The sequence below is a fragment of the Lentilactobacillus kisonensis DSM 19906 = JCM 15041 genome, from assembly GCF_001434135.1.
Classification (GTDB): domain Bacteria; phylum Bacillota; class Bacilli; order Lactobacillales; family Lactobacillaceae; genus Lentilactobacillus; species Lentilactobacillus kisonensis.
Genome location: NZ_AZEB01000017.1, coordinates 1 through 22,173, shown reverse-complemented (window position 1 = coordinate 22,173; position 22,173 = coordinate 1). Strand labels below are relative to the sequence as shown.

Annotated in this window: 20 protein-coding genes; 17 read left to right on the top strand and 3 right to left on the bottom strand. The window is 40.3% G+C overall.

Going from position 1 to position 22,173, the window contains the following annotated elements:
* The first annotated feature begins 34 nt into the window (after positions 1 to 34).
* The 3 genes from FC98_RS09150 to smpB are packed head-to-tail and all read left to right on the top strand — an operon-like array spanning position 35 to position 3,616.
* Positions 35 to 784, top strand: coding sequence for an alpha/beta hydrolase (locus FC98_RS09150; RefSeq protein ID WP_008855319.1), 750 nt, complete (start codon positions 35 to 37; stop codon positions 782 to 784).
* Between the two features lie 15 nt (positions 785 to 799).
* Positions 800 to 3,121 carry a ribonuclease R gene (gene rnr, locus FC98_RS09145; protein ID WP_056949472.1) on the top strand — a complete coding sequence of 774 codons (2,322 nt, stop codon included), beginning with the start codon at positions 800 to 802 and terminating at the stop codon, positions 3,119 to 3,121.
* Between the two features lie 21 nt (positions 3,122 to 3,142).
* Positions 3,143 to 3,616 (top strand): SsrA-binding protein SmpB, encoded by a 474-nt coding sequence (gene smpB / locus FC98_RS09140; RefSeq protein WP_008855321.1) that lies wholly within the window; start codon positions 3,143 to 3,145, stop codon positions 3,614 to 3,616.
* Positions 3,617 to 3,838: 222 nt separating this feature from the next.
* Here the strand turns inward: smpB and FC98_RS09135 are convergent, their stop codons facing one another.
* Positions 3,839 to 4,429: an LURP-one-related/scramblase family protein gene (locus FC98_RS09135; RefSeq protein ID WP_008855322.1), complete on the bottom strand. Its 591-nt coding sequence runs from the start codon at positions 4,427 to 4,429 to the stop codon at positions 3,839 to 3,841.
* 233 nt (positions 4,430 to 4,662) lie between these two features.
* Here FC98_RS09135 and FC98_RS09130 point away from each other — a divergent pair, with 233 nt between their 5' ends.
* The 4 genes from FC98_RS09130 to FC98_RS09115 all read left to right on the top strand — a co-directional run bounded on the left by FC98_RS09130 (position 4,663) and on the right by FC98_RS09115 (position 7,447).
* Positions 4,663 to 5,355: a uracil-DNA glycosylase gene (locus tag FC98_RS09130; RefSeq protein WP_008855323.1), complete on the top strand. Its 693-nt coding sequence runs from the start codon at positions 4,663 to 4,665 to the stop codon at positions 5,353 to 5,355.
* A 62-nt stretch (positions 5,356 to 5,417) separates the two neighbouring features.
* The gene (pta, locus tag FC98_RS09125; RefSeq protein WP_008855324.1) at positions 5,418 to 6,395 is read left to right on the top strand and encodes a phosphate acetyltransferase; all 978 of its coding nucleotides are present in this window, start codon (positions 5,418 to 5,420) and stop codon (positions 6,393 to 6,395) included.
* Between the two features lie 88 nt (positions 6,396 to 6,483).
* Positions 6,484 to 6,963 (top strand): tRNA (adenosine(37)-N6)-threonylcarbamoyltransferase complex ATPase subunit type 1 TsaE, encoded by a 480-nt coding sequence (tsaE, locus tag FC98_RS09120; protein WP_040470602.1) that lies wholly within the window; start codon positions 6,484 to 6,486, stop codon positions 6,961 to 6,963.
* Positions 6,956 to 7,447: a GNAT family N-acetyltransferase gene (locus FC98_RS09115; RefSeq protein WP_008855326.1), complete on the top strand. Its 492-nt coding sequence runs from the start codon at positions 6,956 to 6,958 to the stop codon at positions 7,445 to 7,447. Before tsaE ends, FC98_RS09115 begins: the two co-directional genes overlap by 8 nt.
* Before the next feature lie 191 nt (positions 7,448 to 7,638).
* On the opposite strand, the gene FC98_RS09110 is transcribed toward FC98_RS09115, so the two are convergent.
* Positions 7,639 to 8,190: a 3'-5' exonuclease gene (locus tag FC98_RS09110; RefSeq protein ID WP_268872053.1), complete on the bottom strand. Its 552-nt coding sequence runs from the start codon at positions 8,188 to 8,190 to the stop codon at positions 7,639 to 7,641.
* 125 nt (positions 8,191 to 8,315) lie between these two features.
* Here FC98_RS09110 and murB point away from each other — a divergent pair, with 125 nt between their 5' ends.
* Together murB and FC98_RS09100 are read left to right on the top strand one after the other, a co-directional pair.
* Positions 8,316 to 9,230, top strand: coding sequence for a UDP-N-acetylmuramate dehydrogenase (gene murB, locus FC98_RS09105; protein ID WP_040472079.1), 915 nt, complete (start codon positions 8,316 to 8,318; stop codon positions 9,228 to 9,230).
* 13 nt (positions 9,231 to 9,243) lie between these two features.
* Positions 9,244 to 11,367 carry a Na+/H+ antiporter gene (locus tag FC98_RS09100; protein ID WP_056949471.1) on the top strand — a complete coding sequence of 708 codons (2,124 nt, stop codon included), beginning with the start codon at positions 9,244 to 9,246 and terminating at the stop codon, positions 11,365 to 11,367.
* 205 nt (positions 11,368 to 11,572) lie between these two features.
* Here the strand turns inward: FC98_RS09100 and FC98_RS09095 are convergent, their stop codons facing one another.
* A complete protein-coding gene (locus tag FC98_RS09095; protein ID WP_056949470.1) occupies positions 11,573 to 12,247 on the bottom strand; it encodes a DUF1361 domain-containing protein in 675 nt (224 codons plus the stop codon).
* A 177-nt stretch (positions 12,248 to 12,424) separates the two neighbouring features.
* Here FC98_RS09095 and cdaA point away from each other — a divergent pair, with 177 nt between their 5' ends.
* The 8 genes from cdaA to FC98_RS09055 all read left to right on the top strand — a co-directional run bounded on the left by cdaA (position 12,425) and on the right by FC98_RS09055 (position 22,077).
* Positions 12,425 to 13,267, top strand: coding sequence for a diadenylate cyclase CdaA (cdaA, locus tag FC98_RS09090; protein WP_040472064.1), 843 nt, complete (start codon positions 12,425 to 12,427; stop codon positions 13,265 to 13,267).
* 2 nt (positions 13,268 to 13,269) lie between these two features.
* Positions 13,270 to 14,235 (top strand): CdaR family protein, encoded by a 966-nt coding sequence (locus tag FC98_RS09085; protein ID WP_054655872.1) that lies wholly within the window; start codon positions 13,270 to 13,272, stop codon positions 14,233 to 14,235.
* A gap of 28 nt (positions 14,236 to 14,263) precedes the next feature.
* Positions 14,264 to 15,613 (top strand): phosphoglucosamine mutase, encoded by a 1,350-nt coding sequence (gene glmM / locus FC98_RS09080; RefSeq protein WP_008858459.1) that lies wholly within the window; start codon positions 14,264 to 14,266, stop codon positions 15,611 to 15,613.
* 223 nt (positions 15,614 to 15,836) lie between these two features.
* Positions 15,837 to 17,654, top strand: coding sequence for a glutamine--fructose-6-phosphate transaminase (isomerizing) (glmS, locus tag FC98_RS09075; protein WP_008858458.1), 1,818 nt, complete (start codon positions 15,837 to 15,839; stop codon positions 17,652 to 17,654).
* Positions 17,655 to 17,979: 325 nt separating this feature from the next.
* On the top strand, positions 17,980 to 19,482 hold the full coding sequence (locus FC98_RS09070; RefSeq protein ID WP_235803611.1) for a glycoside hydrolase family 73 protein: 1,503 nt from the start codon (positions 17,980 to 17,982) through the stop codon (positions 19,480 to 19,482).
* 33 nt (positions 19,483 to 19,515) lie between these two features.
* Positions 19,516 to 20,358, top strand: coding sequence for a glucosaminidase domain-containing protein (locus FC98_RS09065; RefSeq protein WP_008858456.1), 843 nt, complete (start codon positions 19,516 to 19,518; stop codon positions 20,356 to 20,358).
* A 107-nt stretch (positions 20,359 to 20,465) separates the two neighbouring features.
* Positions 20,466 to 21,539 (top strand): ABC transporter ATP-binding protein, encoded by a 1,074-nt coding sequence (locus FC98_RS09060; RefSeq protein WP_056949469.1) that lies wholly within the window; start codon positions 20,466 to 20,468, stop codon positions 21,537 to 21,539.
* Between the two features lie 223 nt (positions 21,540 to 21,762).
* Positions 21,763 to 22,077, top strand: coding sequence for a hypothetical protein (locus FC98_RS09055; protein WP_172633935.1), 315 nt, complete (start codon positions 21,763 to 21,765; stop codon positions 22,075 to 22,077).
* Positions 22,078 to 22,173 lie beyond the last annotated feature (96 nt).

The following is a 22,173-nucleotide window of genomic DNA, read 5'->3' as shown; positions in this document are numbered from 1 at the left end:
TAATTGAAGATGTGAGGTTGAAGGGGTGATCACAATGCAGCAAACACCAATTAAATCTTTTTTCTTCGAACATGGGCCTAAAGCGGTGATCTTGCTTCATGCGTTTGCTAGTGGGCCGGTAGATGTTCGAATGCTCGCCAGACACCTTGAACATGATGACTATACCGTATATGCACCATTATTTACGGGACATATGACGCCTGATTTTAGCGATATCCTTTTGCAAGGATCCCCGCAAAAATGGTGGCTGGATACGCAACGGGCCATTACCTTTTTAAAAGACAAAGGATTTAAATCAATTAGCGTGTTTGGAATTTCGCTTGGCGGTATTTTTGCGGCTAAAGCATTGGAAGAATATCCTGAGCTAATTGGTGGTGGTTCGCTTGGCTCACCCATTGTTCGTAAACGGCAATTTAGTGTCCACGAAACCTTTATGCAGATGGCAAAAGCTAACTTTATCAGGTATCATACTAATGAGGTGATCATGAATTCAAAGTTAGCTTGGCTTGACGCCAACATTGATGGATTGCTGGCAAAGATTGCTGCCTTTACAGCAGAAGTTGCTGATGATTTACCTAAAATTAAGCGGCCGTATTTCATTGGCCAAGGATTGGCAGATGAAATTGTGAATCCAAGAAGTGCTGGGTTGCTTCGGGATCAGCTGGTTAACTCATCAGTTAGTTTTCACGAGTACCCGGCTGCTAGTCATATGATTACCGTGAATAAAGCTCACAAGCAGCTTGAAAGTGACTTGAATAGCTTTTTAACAAAACTTTATGAATAATACGAGGAATATAGATTGCAAGATAATGATTTGAAAAATGAAATAGAAAATGTTTTACGGACGTATCCGGAAAACGTCTTTACTGTAGAAAAAATTGCTGATGTCATTCGCTCACATGGGTCAGCCGCTTTTAAGTTAATTGTTCAAGAACTTGCGGCTTTGGAGCGAGAGAATGTTGCAGTTGTTACTGACGATGGCAAATTTAAGTTAAACCCTGATAAACAAAAGCTTAGTGGCATTTTTCATGCTAATGATAAGGGGTTTGGGTTCGTTGCATATGATGATGAAGCACCCGATGCCTACATTGCTCCAGACAACACAATGAATGCCTTAAATGGTGATACTGTTGACATGACCATTGTCCGGCCTGCTCAGCCAGGGTCTGATCGTGGTCCTGAGGGTAAAGTAACCGCGATAACTGATCGTAAATACACTCGGGTTGTCGGCCCATTTACTAAGACGGATGATGACAAGGGATACTTTGGTCAGTTAACTTTAAATGATAAAAAAATCGCAAAATATAAATTTTATATTAACGATGTTGGTCTTAAGCCGACCCCAGGGGAAGTGATTACTGCCCAGATTGTCGAATATCCAAGTGCTAAACATCCTGATTATATGGTCGGGATTGCTGACGAAGTGATCGGATCGGTTGATGATCCCGGAATTGATATTCTTCAGATTGTGTATGCGCATAATATCCCAGCTGAGTTTCCTGAGGATGTGCTTCAAGCAGCTGATGCAATTCCAGACCACGTTACTGAAGCCGAGAAGGTTGGTCGAGAAGATATTACTGACCAAGATCTTGTGACAATTGATGGCGAATCCTCTAAAGATTTAGATGACGCCGTAACGGCTTGGAAGTTACCCAATGGTAATTTCCATTTAGGCGTTCACATTGCTGATGTTAGCCACTACGTCAAGCCCGATAGCTTGCTTGATAAGGAAGCTTTTAGAAGAGGAACCTCAGTTTATCTAACTGATCGGGTTATTCCGATGCTGCCACGGAGATTGTCCAACGGAATTTGTTCATTAAACGAAGGAGAACTCCGTCTATGTATGAGTTGTGAAATGGAAATTGATCAGTCTGGGAATGTGATTAACCATCGGATTCATCCTAGTTTGATGCGCTCAACGGCTCGAATGACTTATACGGCCGTTAACAAGATTTTGGAATCTCACGATGAAAAAACAATGGCTCATTATGAGAAGCTCGTTCCAATGTTTGAAGTGATGGGTCAACTCCATAAGATTCTTTATAAGCACCGTAAGGCCCGCGGAGCAATTGATTTTGATGATAACGAAGCGGAAATCATCGTTGACGAGAAGGGGCACCCAATCGATATTAAGCTGCGAATTCGGGGCCTGGCTGAACGAATGATTGAATCGTTTATGTTGGCTGCCAATGAAACGGTCGCCAAGCATTATTCTGATAAGCATGTCCCGTTTATTTACCGGGTTCATGAAACACCAGATGCTGATCGAATTCGGACGTTCTTCCAGACGCTGACAGCATTTGGAATTAACGTTAAGGGTGATCCAGAACACGTAACGCCAAAGACGCTACAGAATGTTTTGAAGAAGGTTGCTGGCAAGCCAGAGGAAATGATGGTTTCCGTTATGTTATTGCGGAGCTTGAAGCAGGCTCGATATGCCGACCAGTCTCTTGGTCATTTTGGCTTAGCTGCACCATACTATACCCACTTTACGTCACCAATCAGACGTTATCCAGATACGATGGTTCATCGACTCATTCATTATTATGAGGAAAATGGTATTAATGATGAAACCAAGAAGAAGTATGGCAATGTCTTAGACGAAATTGCCACGACAACTTCTGAATACGAACGACGGGCCGTTGATGCCGAACGTGATACCGATTCAATGAAGAAAGCCGAGTACATGAACGATCATATTGGCGAAGAATTCGATGGGGTCGTTAGCTCTGTGATGAAGTTTGGACTATTCGTTGAATTACCAAATACGGTTGAAGGTCTCGTTCATATTAGTCGGATGAACGATGATTATTATCAATACGTTGAACAGTTTATGTCATTAGTTGGCCGCAATACGCGCAGAACCTACAAAATGGGGCAACCAATTCGCGTTAAAGTTGTAAACGTGGATGTTAAGCAGAGCGCGGTTGACTTTGATGTTGTTGATCCTGAGAAGACGCCGCAAAGCAACATGTTGCCAAAACGTTCATATTCTCACAACAACAACCATCATGGTGGCAACGATCGTCATGGCCAGGGAAGCGCTAGATCTCATTCAAATGGAAATCGTCGTGGTAATCAGAATTCCCGCGGTGGTAACCATAATCGAAATAAACGATAATTGTTAAAGTAGGGTGATCGTATGGCCAAAAGAAAGCCAAAGCAGAATAACGATAATCTGATGGCTCAAAATAAAAAGGCTCGTCACGATTATTCAATTCTTGAAACCTATGAAGCTGGTGTTGTTTTAACCGGAACTGAGATCAAATCAATTCGGGAGCGACGCATTAACCTCAAAGATGGATTTGTTCAAATTAGAAATAATGAAGCCTGGATGATGAATGTGCATATTAGTGAATATGCTCAAGGGAATCAGTTTAATCATGATCCGCTCCGTAACCGAAAATTATTACTCCATAAAAAGCAGATTAAGAAATTAGCGCTGGCAACTCAAGATAAAGGGGTTACCATTGTGCCGCTGAAGGTTTATTTAAAGAGTGGCTTCGCTAAGGTATTAATCGGAGTTGCTAAGGGTAAACGTGAGTTTGATAAGCGTGAAACGATCAAACGAAGGGATCAGAAGCGTCAAATCGAAAGAGTTATGAAACACTACTAACTAAATTGAGAACTAAATTGAGATGGTTTTGATCCCATAATTAATAAAAGTCCCAATCATTCCTAGTTTTTGGAGTGGTTGGGACTTTTATTAATTATGGGATCAGTCGTTATTTAATGTATACGTAGAAAGTAATCAAAGTTACGATGTACAAGTGAAAAAATGACTCATCCTGAACTAGTTTGTTAAAATAAGAAGATAATTAGTTGGTGAAATTTATGGTTATTTGGCCTTGGAGTTAAAGATGTTTCGGCAATGGAAATGTAACAACCGCGAATTTTCCCAATTGGGATCTGGTTTAGGAGTCAACTTACCCAATTCTCGCAGCTTAAGCCTAGCGGTGTGAACGAGTGATGGGTGGTTTAAAATGGCAGCAATTGCCACTACTAAGGGTTCATGTTTGATATTATCGACTTTGATTAACCGAATTATTTGATCCGATTGGCCGTATGACTTGATAGTGGCAATCTTTTCTCTTTTATGCCAAATAACGTAAGACTGTTTTTCCTGGTTACCAATAATTAACCAATCAATACCATTTATGAAGATGGTTGTATAATGCATCGAAACGTTAATCACTGAACTGCCCACAAATTGGCGCAGGAAAAAGACGTCGAATTTGGGATTTATTCCCATAGATTGTTGGCGGACTTTTGCCAGGATATCACCACTGACTGAATAAACAGAAAAAGCGTCAGAAATTAAGCCCCATTTGCCAACAATTAAATATTTTGTGTCCTTATATTCATCGATTATTCGGCTAGACCGCGTGTGATCCAGCTCGGATAAATTTAACTGAATTATTCGGCTCATAAATGCATTTCCTTTTCGTTTAATAAATTCATTTTAACACGTTCTCACTATTTTAGGACAGCTATGCAAAGCAGAAACTTCCGCATAAGCACCTCCAACAAAAATTTCCCCAAATCAGAAATTTCTATCAAAGGCGACTTATGTTCCGGTTTCTAAGCGCTTTGTTCCGTTCACTATTTACGCTGATGTTATTTGAAAATGAATATGGTAAAATCGAAGATGAGGTGTTGTAAATGAAGCGGTTTATTGACAATGACTGGTGGGATGTTTTAGAACCGGAATTTGAAAAAGCATACTATCAGCAATTACGGCAATTTTTAATTTCTGAATACAAAACGCAATATATCCATCCTGACATGAATCATATTTTTGAAGCCTTTCAGTTGACGCCATTCAGTAAGGTCAAAGTGGTGATCTTGGGACAGGATCCATACCATGAACCCCATCAAGCTCAAGGATTGAGCTTTTCGGTAATGCCTGGGGTGAGGATTCCGCCGTCATTGCAGAATATTTATAAAGAGCTACAATCTGATCTCGGTATTAAGCCGGTTCAACACGGCTCACTGGTTAGCTGGGCAAAGCAAGGTGTCTTATTGCTCAACTCGGTGCTGACCGTGAGAAACGGCCAAGCTTTTTCACACAAAGGAAAGGGATGGGAGCAGTTAACTGACGCTGCCATTAAAAAATTATCGGCTCGCGAAAAACCAGTTGTATTTATTCTTTGGGGACGAGCTGCCCGCGATAAGATTGCGCTGATTGATACGGATACTAATATTGTACTGCAATCGGCTCACCCAAGCCCATTGTCGGCAAATCGTGGTTTTTTTGGGTCCAAACCGTTTTCAAAGACTAATGAAGCTTTGCTGGCAATGGGAGAATCGCCAATTAATTGGCAGCTTCCAGAAAAAGCTACCCAGACTTCATAATATGAGTATCGAAAAGTAACGGATTGTTAAATAATATTACTTGGTAATTGGAGGACAGACTGATGGAATTATTTGAAAGTCTCAAACAAAAGCTCACTGGTCACAGTATTAAGATTGTTTTCCCGGAAGGAACCGATGAACGGATTCTCGGTGCTGTTAGTCGGCTGGCGAAAGAAAATGTTTTAAAACCAGTTGTTCTGGGAACTGAAGCCGGCATCAAGGCAGCTGCAGCAAATGCCGATATCACCTTAGATGGGGTTGAGATCATTGATTATCAACATCTTCCTAAAGAGCAGATCGATGAGATGGCAAAGGCAATTGTTGAACGCCGAAAAGGTAAGACTGACGAAGCCAAGGCTCATGAATGGCTAAAAGATCCAAACTACTTTGGAACAACGCTTGTTTATATGGATAAAGTTGATGGCATGGTATCTGGTGCTATTCATGCAACGAGTGATACAGTTCGTCCTGCCCTTCAGATTATTAAGACCAAGCCGGGTGTTAATTTGATTAGTGGTTCCTTCATTCTACAAAAAGGTGACCAACGATTCTTGTTTGCAGATTCCGGAATCAACATTGACCCTAATGCAGAACAATTGGCAGAAATTGCCGTTGTTAGTGCTGACTTTGCAAGGGCCTTTGATATTGATCCTAAGGTCGCAATGCTTAGTTTTTCAACAAAAGGATCCGCGAAAGGGGAAATGGTTGAAAAGGTGCAAGAAGCAACTAAGCTTGCTCAACAAGCAGCTCCAAATGTTCCAATAGATGGTGAGCTTCAATTTGATGCTGCTTTTGTACCATCAGTTGCTGCTAAAAAAGCGCCTGATTCTAAGGTTGCCGGACAAGCAAACGTCTTTATTTTCCCAGATTTAAATTCTGGCAATATTAGTTACAAGATTGCAGAACGGTTGGGCGGTTTTGAAGCAATGGGTCCCTTATTGCAGGGATTAAACAAACCAGTTTCTGATTTATCACGTGGAAGTAACGAAAATGAAGTTTATAAAGTAGCGATCATTACTGCTGTTCAAGCATTAGCATAATAAGATGATCGTCGTATTTACGGTGGGATAAGGGACTGTATTGTTATAAAATATGTCCCTCCCACTTTGATTTTTATGAGGTGATCGATTGAAAAATACTGTAACCGTGACGTCTGCTGATCAAACAATCCAACTTGGCGAAAAGCTAGCTCAATTTTTGCAGCCCCGAGATTTAATTCTGCTTGATGGTGATCTTGGTGCTGGCAAAACAACTTTTACCAAGGGATTAGCCAAGGAACTGGGAATTTCTCGACCAATCAAAAGCCCGACCTTTACAATTATTCGAGAATACCAAGATGGGCGGATCCCACTATATCATATGGATGTTTATCGGCTTGAAGAAGGTGGCGGCGACGATCTCGGCTTAGAAGAATATTTTAACGGTGACGGTGTAAACGTGGTTGAATGGTCGAAGTTTGTGGCTGATGAGCTGCCTTCAAAGTATCTGCGGATAATCTTTCGCCGTGATGATTCTCAGGGCGATAACGTTCGAACCCTCACATTTGAAGCTCAAGGGGAGCGTTTTGCTAAGATGATAAGCGAAGTTATAGGGGATGCCAATGAGTGATGAAGTAACTTTCCGATTGGCAGAACCCGAAGATGCTGAAAAGGTCTTACAACTGTTGAACACGTTACAACAAGAATCGGATACTTTCTTAGTGGATTCTGATTTGAGCGAAATTACGGTTGAAATGGAAGCCCAGCAAATTAAGCTGATTAATCAATCTTGCAGTAACCTAATGGCACTGGCCGTAAATGATGACCAACTACTAGGAATTGTGACCGTTGATCGAATCAATGATGAGACAGGCGAACTGGGAGTGGCCGTTTTAAAGGCTTTCCAAGGGGTTACTTTGGGGAGCAACCTGGTTGAGCTTGCTGTTGATTGGGCAATCACTTACAGTTTGTTAACTACGCTCGAGTTAACCGTTGTCGCAACCAACGAGCCAGCCGTTCATATTTACAAAAAGATCGGTTTTGAAAACGTGATGCAATTCTTAGAGCATGATCGGCAGGTTTTCAAAATGACTCTGGATGTTTCTGGTAAATAAAGAGGCTGGGAGTCATCTTTTCATTTGTAATGGCAACTTTGATCACCATGCTTATATTGACTAAATCTGCGAGAAACGGCAGATCCCTGCCATTTAACGAAGGCGGGCCGTTATTCCCAAAACCTGGAATAACGGCCCGCCTTCGTTAAATTCTGGGATCTAAACGCCTATTCCCCCAGTCTCTTTTTGAATTAAATCGCCTTCACAAATTGTCTAAGGGCACTGCTGCCGAACTGATGTTGCTCCGTTAACAAAATATTTGCACAAGCAACGCTATCATCTAAGGCATTGTGGTGATGGTGTAACTCGATGTTCAAATTATCACAAAGTGTGTTTAATTTGTGATTAACAAAGTTTGGGTAAAATCGTTTGGATGTCCTGAGTGTATCCAGCGTCAAGTAGTGCGGTGGTTGGATTTCGTAACGTTCTAGCGTCTTCTTTAAAACGCTATTATCAAACGATGCGTTATGAGCAACAACGAGTTTATTAGCATCAAAAAGTGGGGCAATGTGGTCCCAAAGCTCTGGAAAGGTTGGCGATAATGCAACGTCAGATCTGTGAATGCCATGAACATTGATATTTCGCCAGCTAAAATCGGTTTCTGGGTTAATTAGCGAATAAAATTCATGAGCGATTTGATTATTGCGGACAATTACCAATGCTAATGAACAGGCACTAGCACGTTTTGCGTTTGCGGTTTCAAAGTCCATTGCGACAAAGTTCATTTTTTTCACCTCATTAATAATGATATTGTACAAATATCTGCATTAAATTACAAACAAACGGCTGTGGAAGTTCTTTGCGTAACAATGATAATCTTAATCGTGGTAAAATTAAGTTATACGTTTTGAAAACAGAGGAAAAATTAATGACTATTTATGAAAGTTTAAAACAGGAGTATCCTGATATAAAAATTTTATTAAAAGAACCATTGGCTAATTTTACCCACACTTTAACTGGCGGGCCAGCAGATGCCTTGGCTCTGCCGACTTCAATTAACCAGTGCCAAGAATTGCTTCAATACGCAAATGATCACAATATGCCAGTAACGGTTGTGGGTAATGCTAGTAACCTGATTGTTCGGGATGGTGGTATCCGCGGTCTAACAATCATTTTAACCAAGATTAACAAAATAACGGCCCACGAGAATATTATTATCGCAGAAGCAGGGGCTGCTTTGATTGACGTTACGAAGGCTGCTCAGAGCCATTCACTGACAGGGATTGAATTTGCGGCTGGAATCCCCGGTAGTGTCGGTGGCGCAATCTTTATGAATGCGGGCGCTTATGGTGGCGATATTGACGATGTGGTTGTCGGGGCAGAAGTTTTGACGCCAGATAATCGAATCATTCATCTCGACCGGACCCAATTAGATTTTGGTTACCGTCACTGTAGTGTCCAGGATAATAATCAAATTGTGCTGTCGGCAACTTTCTCATTACGGACGGGAATTGCTGATAAGATTCAAAAGGAAATGAACCGACTTAATCAGCTACGGGCTTCTAAGCAGCCACTTGAACTGCCTTCTTGTGGGAGTGTCTTTAAACGACCCAAGGGCTATTTTGCCGGGAAATTAATTCATGATTCTGGCCTCCAAGGGTTTCAAATTGGTGGTGCCCAAGTATCCACTAAACACGCAGGCTTTATTGTCAACGTTGATCACGCAACCGCAACGGATTATCTTAACGTCATTAAACATGTTCAGCAAACGGTTTTCGATAAATTTACCGTTCATTTAGAAACTGAAGTTCGAATCATTGGTGAAGCCCCAAAGACAAAATAGGAGTTGGTAATTTGTGCATATCCTCGAAGCCGTTATCTTATTAATGGCGTTGGTCGTTTTTTCAAATGTCGTGGATCATTTTGTCCCGGCGGTTCCGGTTAGTCTGATTCAAGTTGTGATTGGCTTAGGAGTTGCTTTATTTACCCGAATAACAATTCCGTTGGAAACTGACTGGTTCTTGTTACTATTTATTGCACCATTACTGTTTAACGATGGTCGCCGTTTTCCGAAACGAGAACTTTGGAAGCTACGGGGGCCAATTTTGGCTAATGCAATTGCATTGGTTTTTTTGACAACGATTGTTGGTGGGCTGCTATTTCACGTTATTATTCCGACTATGCCACTATCGGTTAGTTTTGCGCTTGCCGCAATCTTATCACCAACCGATCCAGTTGCTGTTCAATCGATTTCAAAACGAGCAAAGTTACCAGAAGGCATTTTGCATATTGTTAGCGGTGAAAGTTTAATTAATGATGCAAGCGGCTTGATTGCATTTAAGTATGCGGTTGCCGCAACGGTTACTGGTGTGTTCTCGCTAAAGGCTGCCGCAATCGACTTTGTCTACATAAGTATTATGGGATTTATAAGCGGAGTTGTCATCATTGCTGTGATTTTGATGATTGAAAATTGGTTATATCGACAAGGGATTAATGATGTGATTTTTAGTACGGTTCTTCAGGTAACAACCCCATTTGTTGTTTACCTCTTAACCGAAGAAATATTGTATGCCTCTGGTGTCATTGCCGTTGTGGCGGCTGGAATTGTCTTTCATTTTTATGGGACCGCTCCAGATCGTAGTCAGCCCGAACTTAAATTAGTGAGTGAGCGAACTTGGGATATTATTATTTATACCCTTAATGGAATTGTTTTCTTAATCCTAGGAATTGAGCTACCAATCGCCACAACTAACGTGATTCAAAATGATAAAATTAATACGTTTGTCGCTTTGGGAATTTCGTTTGTTGCTTGGTTAATTCTTCTGGTTATCCGAGTTGTATGGATATACGCTTATCAGCTTGCCAGTACGATTCGGTCTCGTAAAAATGACGCGATAAAGACAAAGGAGATGCCAACTTTAAAAGCCGCACTGTTAGCCGGATTATCCGGAGTTCGTGGTGCTGTTACCATGGCCGGGGTCCTTTCAATTCCAATGGTCGTTAAGGATGGCAGTGGCTTTCCGTCACGGTCATTAGCGCTATTTGTTGCAGCGGGCGTGATCATTATTAGTTTAGTGGTTGCAACAATCATGTTGCCACTGATTTCTGAAGATAAGGCCCCATTATTAACTCGAGCAAATTCAACAAATGATCCGGATGAAATTGAAGATGCTGAGGATGAGGGTAGCGAACACTATATCTCTGAAGATGAAGCTCGTTTGTATATTATGAAATTAGCTGTTCAGCGAATTGAAGAGGAACGCCGGCCTAGTAATCAAAAGGAAGCCTATGATCTCATATTAGACTACCAATTTTTAATTCGGCGGCTTGAGCTAAAATTACAAAATAAGCAGGAAATGGATTCGATCATCTCAGACGAACTGGCTTTAAGACGGGTGGCGTTACGGGGTGAACGGGCTGCTATTCAATCATTATATGAAGCAAAACAAATTTCAAAGGAAACGTTTCTCATTGCAAATTCTCGGCTCCAGAGGGTTGAAAACCAAATGATTCATTCCGTTGGTAGAAAAATCAAATTGGGTCATGGTGCGACCCAGCAATTTCTACGGTTGCGTAATCGATTATCGTTACTGTTAATCCAACGCCACCAGCGGCAAGACGTTTCTGATGAGCTTGCCTTAGTTCAACGTGAACAAGCTAAGGGTGCCATCAAAGAATTGTCGAAGTACTTTGCTCGTGATGATATTGACAACAATCGTTTTGATGGCCAATCGGTTTATCATCTGATCGTCCATTATCGAAATCAGATCGAACTAGCAAAGGAGAATTCTAAGCAACAAATTAAGGATCATACCATGCAATATCAACATTTACGGATCAAGGCGTTAGCTGCAGAACGGGAGGGTGTTCAAATCTTGTTGGAACAGGGAAACATTGATTGGACAATGGCGGCCCGCCTTAGACAATATATTAATTACTCAGAGACTGTGTTAATCATGGATTACCAGAACAATGAATAGGTGACAAACTGAGTGGAAAAGCGTGGTTAGTTTCTGATCATATAAGTAAAGGATCCAAAATCCCAAGTGGGTATTTGGATCCTTTACTTATACGATCGGAAACGACGTTATTGCCACATTTCTGCAATGTTGCATTCAGAAGTAGAAAGCAAGGGGAGACAGCGAATACTTTTCCTGCTCCTTCGTTGCATCGTTTTCGAATTCATTATTTTTTGGACGGCATTTCATTCATAAATTGGGAACTGCCAATCAATTTTAATGTATAGAAAAATACTAACTGAACGACCGTCAACAGACCGATAAAGATAATTGCCGGGTGGCTCCACATGTTGATAAGTGGCCTAATGAACATCTCTGGCGTGAGAAAAAGGTAAATGGTATGGATTCTAAGAAACCGACCAATAAAAATCCCAATTGAAGTTAGGATTGTCAAAAAGATAATGACCAGATGTTTAAACCATAACTGATGAACCCTTAACCGAGCAGTAATTGCTTTCGAAACCTTATCAAGACCCCACATGCCAAGAATGGTGGAGAATAGGGTAGATATCAATAGGAGCGAAAACTTTAACCACATGATGTCATTTAACCGCAACAGACCATTTGTCCCGTATGGATTTAACAAGGACAGGTGAAATAAATCAGTTAATAAATATGGCGTATTGGGGTAAAATAATAGCCAAATTAAAATTAATACCCAAAATATTAGTCCGTTTCTGGGATGTCCAGTATCGATGTGAAAACTCAATTCGATTGGTATGTATGCCAAAAACGTATTGAGGACCAAAAAATTAAATGGAGGTTCCTTTAAATAAATGAATAAGATTGCCAGCCAGATAACAAAACAGCCCCGAACAATCCATTTATTTAGATTACTCATTAGCCAAACCTCCCCTCAATATTATTAAACTATTTTTACCAGCCAAATGCTATAAATAAATCGCAATCAATTGATTTTTTATAATTTATTTAAAGATCCTTCGGAATTTGGTATGATTAGATGTTCACGCAGTTAGAATGCTATAATATTGCTGACAAATTAATTAAGGAGCGCGCAATGAACTGGTCTGGAATTTTTACATTACATAATTTTACAAATTTAATTGATATTTTAGTGGTTTGGTTCCTAATTTATAATTTAATCTTAATGGTTCGGGGGACTAAGGCAGTTCAGCTCCTTCGGGGAATCGTATTTATCCTTCTAATTAAGATTGTGAGTGTTTGGATTGGTCTTTCAACGGTTTCTTGGATTATGGACCAAGTGATCAATTGGGGGGTAATTGCGATTGTGGTTATCTTCCAACCAGAGATTCGTCGCGGATTGGAACATCTTGGGCGCGGATCGCTGTTTGTACGGGGGCGGCAGGAAAATGAAGCTGCCAAAAAGATGATTTCATCGTTGGATAAGGCCATTCAATATATGTCAAAACGGCGAATTGGTGCGCTGATTACCATTCAAATGAATACGGGCCTTGAAGAGTATATCGAAACGGGAATTGATATCGACGCCGAAGTAAGTGGCGAATTGTTGATTAATATTTTTATCCCAAATACACCATTGCATGATGGGGCGGTTATCATCAAAAATAACCGGGTTGCCGTTGCGGCGGCCTATCTTCCGCTTTCTCAAAGTAATTTAATCCCTAAAGAACTTGGAACTCGACATCGGGCAGCGGTCGGAATTTCTGAATTGACAGACGCAATGACAGTGGTTATCTCAGAGGAAACTGGTGAGGTGTCAATTACTCAAAATAATGAGCTTCTCCGGGGGATGACCCAAGATGATTATCTTAAATATTTCCGGGATCAATTACTGACCGACGAATCCCAACAAACTCATAGAACCTTAATTAACACAATTTCGGCTTTCATTGAAAACCACTTTAAAGGGGGTCGATAACTGTGAAAAAATTCCTACTTAATAACTGGGCCTATCGATTGTTGTCACTTTTTTTTGCTATCTTATTATTTATGTATGTCGGCAGTACCCAAATGGGATCTTCCACGCAGGTAAACGATAGCAGTAATGCAACCCAACTGACGTCGAATAAGGCTAAAACTCTCTCGGTGCCATTGTCCTTAACAGTTAACAGTAATAAATATTTTGTAACCGGCTATCCAGAAAAGGTCAAGATTCATTTGAACGGACCATCTGCATTGGTTACGACGACCGCCAATACACAAAATTTCAAAGTATATGCGGATCTCTCAAAGCTTGGCGTGGGTAGTCATACCGTTAGGATTCAGCAAGAAGGGCTTAATAATGATTTGAGATATCGTTTCGAACCAGCTAAAATAAAGGTTGATATTCAACCAAGAAAGACCGTTAGTTATCCGCTTCAAGTAAAGTACTCTAAGGGAAACGTTGCTTCTGGCTACCAAGCTGGTAATGCAACGGCTGACGTTAAGAGCGTTAAGATTACTGGGGCTTCAGACCAAATTAACCGAATTCGGTCCGTTGTCGCTCAACTCAACGTTCCCCAAAATGCCAAGTCTTCAATCAATAGCCAAGCAATTGTTGAGGCCTTGGATAGTAAGCAAAATACGGTAAATGTTGTTATTACGCCGGCAACGGCAAACGTTACGTTACCAATTACACCCGGAAATAGTAAGGAGCTTCCTGTCAAGTTAGAAGCCAAGGGAATTACTGATGACAACGAAAGCTTTACACTAACATCGTCTACTAAGCGGGTTCGGGTGTTTGGCACAAAGGCACAACTTAAGAAACTAACTTCTGTCGAGGTTGAAGTTGATACAAGTGATGTTAAGAAGACTAAGACTAAGCGAATTGAACTTGATAGTAAGCTCAACGATGTTAAAGGCTTTGATCCCGATTACATCAATGTCAAAATTACCAGAAATAATTAATATCATAATTTGAAATGAGGAAAAGTTAATGAAGTATTTTGGTACAGATGGTGTCCGTGGAATTGCAAATAAAGAACTCACCCCAGAGTTGGCCTTTCGTTGTGGGCGTGCAGGTGGTTACGTTTTAACGCACCATTCTGAGCGAAAACAGCCCCAAGTATTAGTTGCCCGCGATACGCGGATTTCGGGGCAAATGTTGGAAGAGGCACTGATTGCTGGCTTACTGTCTGTTGGAATTGAAGTATTGAATCTTGGAATTGTGACGACTCCCGGAGTTGCTTACTTAGTTCGTAATCAGGAAGCTGATGCGGGTGTTATGATTACGGCTTCTCATAATCCCGTTGAATATAATGGGATCAAATTTTTTGGTGCAGACGGCTATAAACTTTCAGATGAACTTGAAGAAGAAATTGAAGGTATTTTAGAGCGTCCAGAAGATGTTTTACCTCGACCAGCTGCTGAAGGATTAGGGGTTGCTGGCGACTACCTTGAAGGCAGCCAAAAATACATTCATTTTCTAGAACAGACAATTTCAGAAGACTTATCAGGACTTAAAGTCTGTGTTGATGCTGCAAATGGTTCAACTAGTAAATTAGTAACCACCTTGTATGCAGATTTAGGAATTGAGTTTGAAACGTTAGCAACTAATCCAGATGGGCTTAACATTAATGATCATGTTGGGTCAACGCATCCTGAACAATTGCAAAAGTTCGTGTTAGATCAAGGAGTTCAAGCTGGGATTGCATTTGACGGTGACGGTGATCGCTGTATCGCTGTTGACGAGAACGGTAAGCTAGTCGATGGGGATGCCATCATGTACATTTGTGGCAAGTATATGGCTAAGCGTGGCCGCCTTAAGAAGAACACCATTGTGACGACTGTTATGAGTAATATGGGAATGTATAAAGCAATGGCCCGTGAAGGGATGACCAGCGTCAAAACTCAGGTAGGTGACCGTTATGTGGTTGAAAAAATGAACCAGGATGGCTATAACTTGGGTGGTGAGCAATCAGGACACATTATTTTCCTTGATTTCAACACCACTGGCGATGGTATGTTAACCAGTTTGCAGTTGTTATCAGTTATGAAGGCAACTGGTAAAAAGTTGTCAGAATTGGCTAGTGAAGTTAAGAAATACCCACAACGATTAATCAATGTTAAAGTTCACGATAAGAAAACGGGGATGGAAAATCCTAAGATTCAAGAAGCAATCAAGCAAGTTGAAGAAGAAATGCATGGTGATGGCCGGGTCTTAGTACGCCCTAGTGGTACTGAACCGTTATTGCGGGTAATGACTGAGGCACCAACTCAAGATTTGGTTGACGAGTACACAAAACGAATTGCTGACGTTGTGCAGCAAGAAATTGGAATTGAATAATTTATGAAAGGAATTGGCCAGTGCATTTTGGGCTGCAATTCCTTTTTTTGTTATATTCGATCAGCCGTTACGTTAAGGCGTTAGGATATCTTTAAATTTCCTATACCACTTCGAGTATTTTGTTGACATTTTGCTATAAGTTGTGTAGATTATACCTGTTAACAAATTAAATTAAATAATATTTTAGTATATACCAATTACTAATTGTTGAGGAGAATATATTATGTGTGGAATTGTTGGAGTTACTGGAAACGACAACGCAGTTTCAATTTTGCTGGAAGGGCTTGAAAAACTTGAGTATCGTGGCTATGATTCTGCTGGCATTTATGTCAATGATCTAAAGGGTAACGATTACCTTGTTAAGAAGAAGGGTCGGATCTCTAATCTTGAAGCTGCAGTTGGCCCTGAAGTTCACGGGTCGGTTGGAATTGGCCATACTCGTTGGGCTACTCATGGGGTTGTTAGTGTTGCCAATGCACATCCCCAATACTCGGAAGACCATCGCTTTTACTTGGTTCATAACGGTGTTATCGAAAACTATAAGGAACTTAAAGCTAAGTATTTGAGCAACGTCACCTTTGAATCGCAAACTGATACGGAAGTTGTCGTTCAATTAATTGACCGGTTTGTTCAAGCTGAAGGATTATCAACTAAAGAAGCCTTTTTAAAAACATTGAGTTTACTTGAGGGCTCTTCTTATGCATTCCTATTAATTGATAGTTTAGACCCAGAGACGTTGTATGTTGCAAAAAATAAAAGTCCGTTGCTAATTGGGTTAGGAGATGGCTGCAACGTTGTCTGCTCCGATGCCTTGGCAATGTTAAACGTTACTCATGATTTCTTGGAACTACATGACGGCGAGGTGGTTACGATTAAGCCAAACTCCGTTAAGATCGAAGATGCCGCTGGTAATCCGGTTGAACGGGACAGTTTTCACGTTTCAATGGATGCCCAAGAAACTGACAAGGGGACTTATCCTTACTACATGTTAAAGGAAATTGATGAGCAACCTAATGTGATGCGAAAGTTAGCTTCTTTGTATACACAAGAATCTGGCCGGCCAAATGTCAATCAAGCGTTAATTAACACGATGAAACAGGCTGACCGCATTTATATTGTCGGTGCTGGTACTAGTTATCATGCTGGTTTGGTTGGTAAAAAGTTGTTTGAAAAGCTGACTCACGTACCAACTGAGGTTCATGTTGCTTCTGAATTTGCTTATGAGAATCCATTATTATCTGACAACCCATTCTTCATTTTCCTATCGCAGAGTGGTGAAACAGCTGACAGTCGAGAAGTTCTTGTTAACGTTAACGCCCATGATTATAAGAGCCTCACGATTACAAACGTTGAAAATTCCACGCTTTTCCGTGAAGCAACTTACACGATGTTACTTCATGCTGGTCCTGAAATCTCAGTGGCATCAACGAAAGCCTATACAGCCCAAATCGGCGTGGAAGCAATTTTAGCAAAGGCACTTGGTGAGGCTAAACAACAAGTGATCGCTGAAGAATTTGATATTCGTCAACAGCTCGGACTTGTCGCAACTGGGATGCAGGCAATTATCGACGAAAAAGAAATGATTGAGGATCTGGCTAAGAAGTACTTTGTTCCAACCAGCAAGGCGTTCTACATTGGGCGGGGAATTGATCAAACCGTTTCTTTGGAATCAGCCCTTAAACTAAAGGAAATTTCTTATGTTCAAGCGGAAGGGTTTGCGTCCGGGGAGTTAAAGCATGGGACAATTGCACTGATTGAAGACGGCACACCAGTGGTTGGCATTATTACTCAAAAACGGACCGCTAATTTAACTAGGAGTAATTTACAGGAGACTATGTCTAGAGGTGCAAAAACCTTTACGATTGTTCGCAATGGGTTGGCTCAAGAGGGTGACACCATCATTATTCCAGACGTTGATGAAATGATTACCCCACTTTTAAGCGTTGTTCCAGCACAGTTGATTGCCTATTACACCAGCTTAAACAAGGGACTAGATGTTGACCGTCCAAGAAACTTAGCAAAGAGTGTAACAGTTGAATAGTCTGCTAGCCGGTAACTAGTAAAAAAATAAATATTAAATGATGAATATAAAAATGAAGTTCGAAAATTCCCTTATGGAAAGTTTCGAGCTTTTTTATTAGCAGAACGTCAAGGCTTGTCTTAAGGGAAACGGGTTAATTGGGCAATTTGAATTTTAAAAAGGAATTTTCAGGCTAATTTTTTGTGTTCAAGTTCGAGATAATATAGTATTATGGATGGTGAAAGTATTAAGAAATTATTAAGATTAAATTGTTTAAATTTGCGGTGAACCACTTCATTTTTCAGTGGATTTCTAATATGATGGTGATGTGGGAATTAACAAAGGGGTGGAATTATTGAATAAGGTAATTAAATGTGGACTTGCTGCTCTATTTACAGCTGGGATGGGACTCTTTCTCTCAATGTTTCCGACCCAAAGTACATATGCGCAGGCTTCGACAGCAAGTAACTTTATAAATAATTATAAAAGTGATGTAAAAAAAGCATCTTCTAAGTATAATCTTTACGGATCAGTCATGATGGCTCAAGCTGCCCTTGAAAGTGCATGGGGACAGAGCCAGTTAACGACACAAGCAAATAACTTTTTTGGTATCAAAGGCGCTTATAACGGCCAGTCAGTCTCGATGCCAACGGTTGAGTATGATAGTAATGGTCAAATGGAGAATACCACTGCTAATTTCAAGAAATATCCGAGCGCGTATGCTTCATTTGCTGATAATGGGGCAACGTTACGAAACGGCACGAGTTGGAATTCGAAATACTATTCTGGTTCGTGGAAAGAAAACGCCTCTAGTTATGTTGCTGCTGCCAATGCACTGACCGGTAAGTACGCAACGGCACCCAATTATGGGGCGTCGCTCATTAATTTAATTCAAACTTACGGTTTGGATCAGGTATTTAATGAAACTGGATCAGCGGCTAGTTCGAGCACTGTCAGCGGAGCAAGCAGTTCATCGTCAGCTACTAGTTCAGCAGCATCAAGTTCATCATCCTCATCGTCGAGTTCGACCACAACAACTGCTTCTCAGAAGGCACCATTAGCAAGTGTTAAATACTATTCTTCATCAGGTCAGGACCAGGTATCATTATCTAATAAGTATCGGAAGTATTATGTTTACAATCATATTAAGGGTGCTAGCCAATCCGAAAAAAAGTACACTTGGAATTCCCTTGGGGTCAATAACCCGGTTAATGTTTACTTAGATATGCGGGGCGTCAAGAAGGGCACTTCAGGTTCCTGGTATCGATTAAGATTTTATCAGAATGCGAAGGCGAAGAAGTTCTGGGTCTACGCACCAGCTCTTAAATTTGCGTCCACGTATTATGGGAACACAACGGGCAGGTTGACCCCTAACGTTAAATCATCAGGAGCTATATATAACCACGTTGTGAGTTCGCCAACCCTTTCTAAATCAGTAGCTAAGATAAGTACTTTAAAGGCCAAGAAGACCGGGTATTCGGTTGATAAGACGGCTCTGCAGTCATCCAAGAAGGGGCCAATTCTTTGGTACCGAGTTTCGGATGGTAAAACCAAGGGCTGGATTAAAGGAACGAACGTCACATCTTATCCTGCATCCGTTGCCATCGCAAACGCGAAAGTAACAAAAGTAATTGCAAAGAATGCAACATCAACTCTTTTGTATGATCATGCGGTGGAAACGGGTAATATGCAAAAGCATTATAAATTAGCGCAAACGACTTTAAAGATTGGCACCAAGGTAGTGGTTGATAAAATCGGTTATAAGATTCAAGACCATTCAACTTGGTATCGAATAACAACCCCTGGTTCAAATAACAAATATTGGGTTTCTTCTAAATGTTTATCATGATTTGAATCCCAGAGTAGTAAATATCAGAAAGTGATGTATAATAACATTCTGATATCTGATTTTAGGGAGGTTTTCCAAATCTTTAAACGAATTCAAACTGTTATTGGAAAAGCGATAATCTTGGGGATCATGGTTATCGGTTTTTCTTTTGCCAGCACAACGTTAGTTCATGCGAGCGTTGAAACAAATTTCATTCAACAATTTAAAGTGCCAATCACTAAAGTTAGTAAAGAAAATCATCTTTATCCTTCCGTAATGATGGCGCAAGCGATTGTGGAGAGTGACTTTGGCCGCTCAGAATTATCCATTCAAGCTAATAATTATTTTGGGGTGAAGGGTAGTTACAATGGTCAATCAGTCACGATGGACACGGGTGAGTATAGCGCGAAGGGGAAGCACTTTGTGACCGCAGCTCAATTTAAAAAATACCCAAATATCATGGCGTCCATTCGAGATAATGCTTATATTCTCCGTCATGGGACGCTTACTGATCCAGTTTATTACTCTGGGACGTGGACAACGAACGCTCTTTCATTTACGGACGCTGCCATGGCATTGTCTTCTACTTACGCAACTGATATGGCTTATGGTAATAAACTCAATGCAATTATCATTAAGTATGATTTAAATAAATTAGATTCAAATGCCAGTTCTAATGACATCAATTCTAAAATTGAGGCTTCTTTAAAGAAACAGTTGGGCACTTCTAAAGCAACAGCTGAAGTAGCCGCGGATACACAGTCACGAATCACCAAGATCGACAAATCTTTGATTCCAAAAAGTATTTTTGAGAAGACATGGAACCAACGGCAGGCTGATAATACTGGCGAAGTCCCGATTAATAATATTTTGTTAGAGAAAATTATTGTTAAATAGTTGTTTAAAGGTTCGCAAAGATTCATTGCGAATTCTTTTTTTATGACAAGTTTTTGTTATAATGAGTTTTGTTTGTACTATAGAATCTCTTAAAGTAGGAGAGAATAATTGTGGAAGATTACAAAGTAAAAGTTCAAAATGTCACAAAGGAATATGACTTATTTAAAACCCAATCAGAAAAATTGAGATCATTTTTTTCAGTTTCCAAAAAGGCTGTGCCCCATTTTTGGTCACTAATGGGTATCTCTTTAACGATTCAACCTGGTGAGACGCTTGGGTTAATTGGGGTTAATGGTTCCGGAAAATCAACGTTATCTAACATAATTTCTGGAATTATTCCCCAAACAACTGGTTATGTCGATGTTCGGGGCGAAACTTCAATTGTTGCCATTAGTGCGGGCCTTCGAAACAATTTAACTGGTCGCGAAAATATTCGGTTAAAGTCATTAATGCAGGGAATGACTAACGAACAAATTGATGAAATGATGCCTGATATTATCGCGTTTGCGGATATTGGTGATTTTGTTGATCAACCGGTTAAGAGCTATTCTAGTGGGATGCGCTCGCGGCTGGGTTTTGCCATTGCGGTTCACATTAATCCTGATATTTTGATCATTGATGAAGCGTTATCCGTGGGGGACGATACGTTCTACCAAAAGTGTGTCGATAAAATAACCGAATTTAAGGAAGAGGGCAAGACGATTATTTTCGTTAGTCACTCCCTTAAGCAGATTCAGATGCTCTGTGATAAAGTTGCTTGGATCAACTATGGCGAGTTGAAGATGGTTGGTGAAACTAAAGAAGTAACTGGTAAATACCGTGAATTTACGCAATGGTTCAAAAAGCTGAGTAAGAAAGAAAAGCATGCGTTCGAAAGTAAACGAAAGAGTGTTCAGAAGAATTTTAATATTGAAAATTACCAAAAAAAGGTCACTGAGCAAATGCAAAAGGAATCACCGAGTGATAAAAATGTGCCCGCCAAAGTTCATAAACTTTTTTATGGATCTGTCATTAGTGAAAAAATGTCTGTATGGAATCAAATTCTCACTTGGGCGGTACTCATTGTCGTTGTCTTCTTCTGTCTGGTAAACGTTTCTGGATACTCAGTTGGGCACGTTTTAAGCGAGCCTTCGGTTATCATGCATCCCTCCCATGTACTTCATTTGCCAGGGGTTAAATAAGGTATGATGTTGTTTTCTACTCGTTGTATGGGTGTTGCTTTTTAGATTAAAAAAAGCCGCACTTATTTTTTGAACGTTGTTGACAGCGCTTCCAAAATTGAGTATATTATGTACGGGTACTAAATAAATACCTTCTAATCAATTCTCTTTCTCTCTTAAAAACTGGCGGTCTTTAAACTGTCAGTTTTTTTATGTATAATATTGTAATGAGTTGGAGGAGGAGATTGGATTGAAAAGTCATGAGGTTTTAACGTTAATTGAAGAGATCACAAGAAATGATGGTTCTAAGTATACTGAAATTAGTAATATGGTACAAAATGGTCGGGCTGAATTAGCGGCAGACAGGGGATTTATTAAGCAGGTTCGGATACTACAGTTGAATATCCCACATTCACCCCACGTTGCGAAATACGAACAGTATATAAATGAGAATTTTACGATGCCGGATGAGAATATGGATCATTTCGAAGAATGGAAGAAAACCCCTGAGATGCAAAAGGAAGTTGAGATTATTTTGAAAGAAAATCATATTGGTTAATTAAAATTTAGTTGCATCGATTTGGTAAATATGATATAAATATATATGTCGTAATTATAGAAATCATTTTTGCTCCGTAGTTCAGTGGTAGAATAA